Annotated in this window: 3 protein-coding genes; all 3 read left to right on the forward strand. The window is 60.1% G+C overall.

Annotation, left to right across the window (positions count from 1 at the left end; all coding sequences use genetic code 11):
• Nucleotides 1-1172, forward strand: a 1172-nt coding sequence (gene paaK, locus PHW99_RS18620; protein WP_300181307.1) for a phenylacetate--CoA ligase PaaK, incomplete at its 5' end; no start/stop codon positions are given.
• A 105-nt stretch (nt 1173-1277) separates the two neighbouring features.
• On the forward strand, nt 1278-2483 hold the full coding sequence (gene pcaF / locus PHW99_RS18625) for a 3-oxoadipyl-CoA thiolase (RefSeq protein ID WP_300181310.1): 1206 nt from the start codon (nt 1278-1280) through the stop codon (nt 2481-2483).
• 27 nt (nt 2484-2510) lie between these two features.
• On the forward strand, nt 2511-2970 hold a 460-nt coding region (locus tag PHW99_RS18630), incomplete at its 3' end, for an ABC transporter substrate-binding protein (RefSeq protein WP_300181313.1).

A 2970-nucleotide genomic window follows, 5' to 3' on the forward strand; every position in this document is an offset into this window, starting at 1 on the left:
AGGGGGTACACCCAAGCGACCTGAAGACGCTGGCTGACCTGGCCAAGTTTCCGTTCATGACCAAGACCGCGCTGCGCGACCACTACCCGTTTGGCCTGTTTGCCGTGCCGCAAAACCAGGTGGTGCGTCTGCATGCATCGTCAGGAACCACCGGCAAGTCGATTGTGGTGGGCTACACCCACCAGGACATTGAGAACTGGGCCCATCTGATGGCGCGCTCGATTCGCGCCGCCGGTGGCAGGGCCGGTGACATGTTGCACAACGCCTACGGCTACGGCATGTTCACTGGCGGCCTGGGGGCGCACTACGGGGCCGAGCGCCTGGGCTGTACGGTAGTCCCGATGTCGGGTGGCCAGACTGAAAAACAGGTGCAGCAAATTGTTGATTTCCAGCCGCAAATCATCATGGTCACCCCCAGTTACTCGCTGGTGATTGCCGAAGAGTTTGAACGCCAAGGCATCACGCCGGATCAGATTTCGCTCAAGATCGGCATCTTTGGCGCGGAGCCCTGGGGTGAAGGCATGCGCACTGAGATCGAGCGCAAACTGGGCATTGATGCCATTGACATTTACGGCCTGACCGAAGTCATGGGCCCGGGCGTGGCGTGTGAATGTATCGAGTCCAAAGACGGCCCGGTGATCTGGGAAGATCATTTTTACCCCGAAATCATCAACCCGGACACCGGCGAGGTGGTGGCTGACGGGGAAGATGGCGAGCTGGTGTTCACCTCACTCACCAAACAGGCTTTCCCGGTGATTCGTTACCGTACCCGCGACCTGACGCGTCTGCTGCCACCCACCGCGCGCGCGTTCCGACGCATGGGCAAGATCACCGGCCGCTCGGATGACATGCTGATCGTGCGTGGTGTGAATGTGTTTCCGACCCAGATTGAAGAGCAGATACTGCGCGACAAGCGGCTCTCGGGCAACTACCAGATTCAGCTCAGCCGAGATGGCCACCTGGACAACGTGGAAGTGCGCTGCGAGCTGCAACGCGAAGCGGCGCAACTGTCTCCTGCAGATGTAGCCCTGATCGCCAAAGAGCTGCAACACCACATCAAAACCATCATTGGCATCACCACCCGGGTCAGTGTCTTGGAACCCGAGGCGATTCCACGCACGCTCACCGGCAAAGCACGCCGGGTGATTGACGAGCGGCCCAAGCAGCTCTGAACTGATTGCCACAGCTCTATAAGCTTTTTAGTGCTCTAGCCCTTATCAGATAAGCGTGAGTAGCTATATTTTTAATATTACAGGACGTGACTTGTCACGCAACGCATGACGGAAGCCTTTATTTGTGACGCCATTCGCACCCCCATTGGCCGCTATGGCGGTGTGCTGGCGGGTGTGCGGGCCGACGACCTGGCCGCCATCCCGCTCAAGGCCCTGATGGCGCGCAACCCTCAGGTCAACTGGGCCGGCGTGGACGACATCATTTTGGGTTGCGCCAACCAGGCCGGTGAAGACAACCGCAATGTGGCGCGTATGGCTGGCCTGCTGGCCGGTTTGCCGGTAGAGGTGCCGGGTACCACCGTGAACCGGCTGTGTGGCTCGTCGCTGGACTGTGTGGGTATGGCAGCACGCGCCATCAAGTCGGGCGAAACCGAGCTGATGATTGCCGGTGGTGTGGAAAGTATGTCGCGCGCGCCCTTTGTCATGGGCAAGGCCGAAAGCGCCTGGTCACGCAGCGCTGCCATCTATGACACCACCATCGGCTGGCGCTTTGCCAACCCGCTGATGAAAAAGCTGTACGACACCCATTCGATGCCAGAAACGGCGGACAACGTGGCGGCTGAATTCAACATTTCACGTGCCGATCAGGATGCCTTTGCACTGCGCTCACAGCAGCGTTGGGCCGCCGCCCATGCCGCCGGGCGGTTTGCCGATGAGCTGATTCCGGTACAGATTGCGCGTAAAAAAGGCGAGCCGCTGGTGGTGGACACCGACGAGCACCCCCGCCCCGAAACCACGCTGGCCATGCTGGCCAAACTCAAGGGGGTCAACGGCCCCGACCTGAGCGTGACGGCAGGCAACGCCTCGGGGGTTAACGATGGCGCTTGTGCGCTGCTGTTGGCCAGTCAGGCCAGCGCCCGTGCCAACGGCCTGACCCCGCGTGCCCGCGTAGTGGCCATGGCCAGCGCCGGTGTGGCTCCCCGCATCATGGGTTTTGGCCCGGCCCCGGCCGTGCGCAAAGTGCTGGCCAAGGCCGGGCTGACGCTGGAGCAAATGGATGTGATTGAGCTCAACGAAGCCTTTGCAGCGCAGAGTCTGGCGGTGCTGCGTGACCTGGGTCTCAAAGATGACGAGGAAAGGGTCAACCCCAATGGCGGCGCGATTGCGCTGGGGCATCCGCTGGGCATGAGTGGTGCTCGCCTGGTGACCACCGCCATGTATGAACTGGCACGGCGTGGCGGGCGTTATGCGCTTTGCACGATGTGTATTGGTGTAGGGCAAGGGATTGCCCTGGTGATAGAGCGTGTTTGATTTATTAACCCTGTAGGAGACAACAACATGAAATTCACGATGAAACAACTGGCGATGGGTACCGCATTGGCCTTGGGCACACTGACCGCCATAGCGGCTGACACGATCAAGATTGGCTCGGTCTTGTCGGTCACCGGCCCGGCTGCATTTTTGGGTGACCCCGAACTCAAAACCTTGCAGATGTACGTGGAAGACATCAACAAAAAAGGCGGGGTGATGGGTCGCCAGCTGGAACTGGTGCACTATGACGACGGCAGTGATGCGGGCAAGGCCAACGGCTTTGGCAAACGCCTGATTGACGATGACAAGGTCGACATCATCGTGGGTGGCACCACCACCGGCTCCACCATGTCGATGGCACCGCTGGTCGAAAAAGCGGGTATGCCTTTCATCTCCCTGGCTGGTGCTGTGGTGATTGTGGAGCCGGTCAAGAAGTGGGTGTTCAAGACTCCGCACACCGACCGCATGGCTGCCGAGAAGGTGTTTG

Origin of the sequence: Rhodoferax sp. (genome assembly GCF_028689305.1) — a bacterium.
Classification (GTDB): Bacteria; Pseudomonadota; Gammaproteobacteria; order Burkholderiales; family Burkholderiaceae_C; genus Rhodoferax.

What these genes read in the sequence shown, in the direction of transcription:
- pcaF (WP_300181310.1), top strand. Translation starts at nt 1,278, where the DNA reads ATGACGGAAGCCTTTATTTGTGACGCCATTCGCACCCCCATTGGCCGC.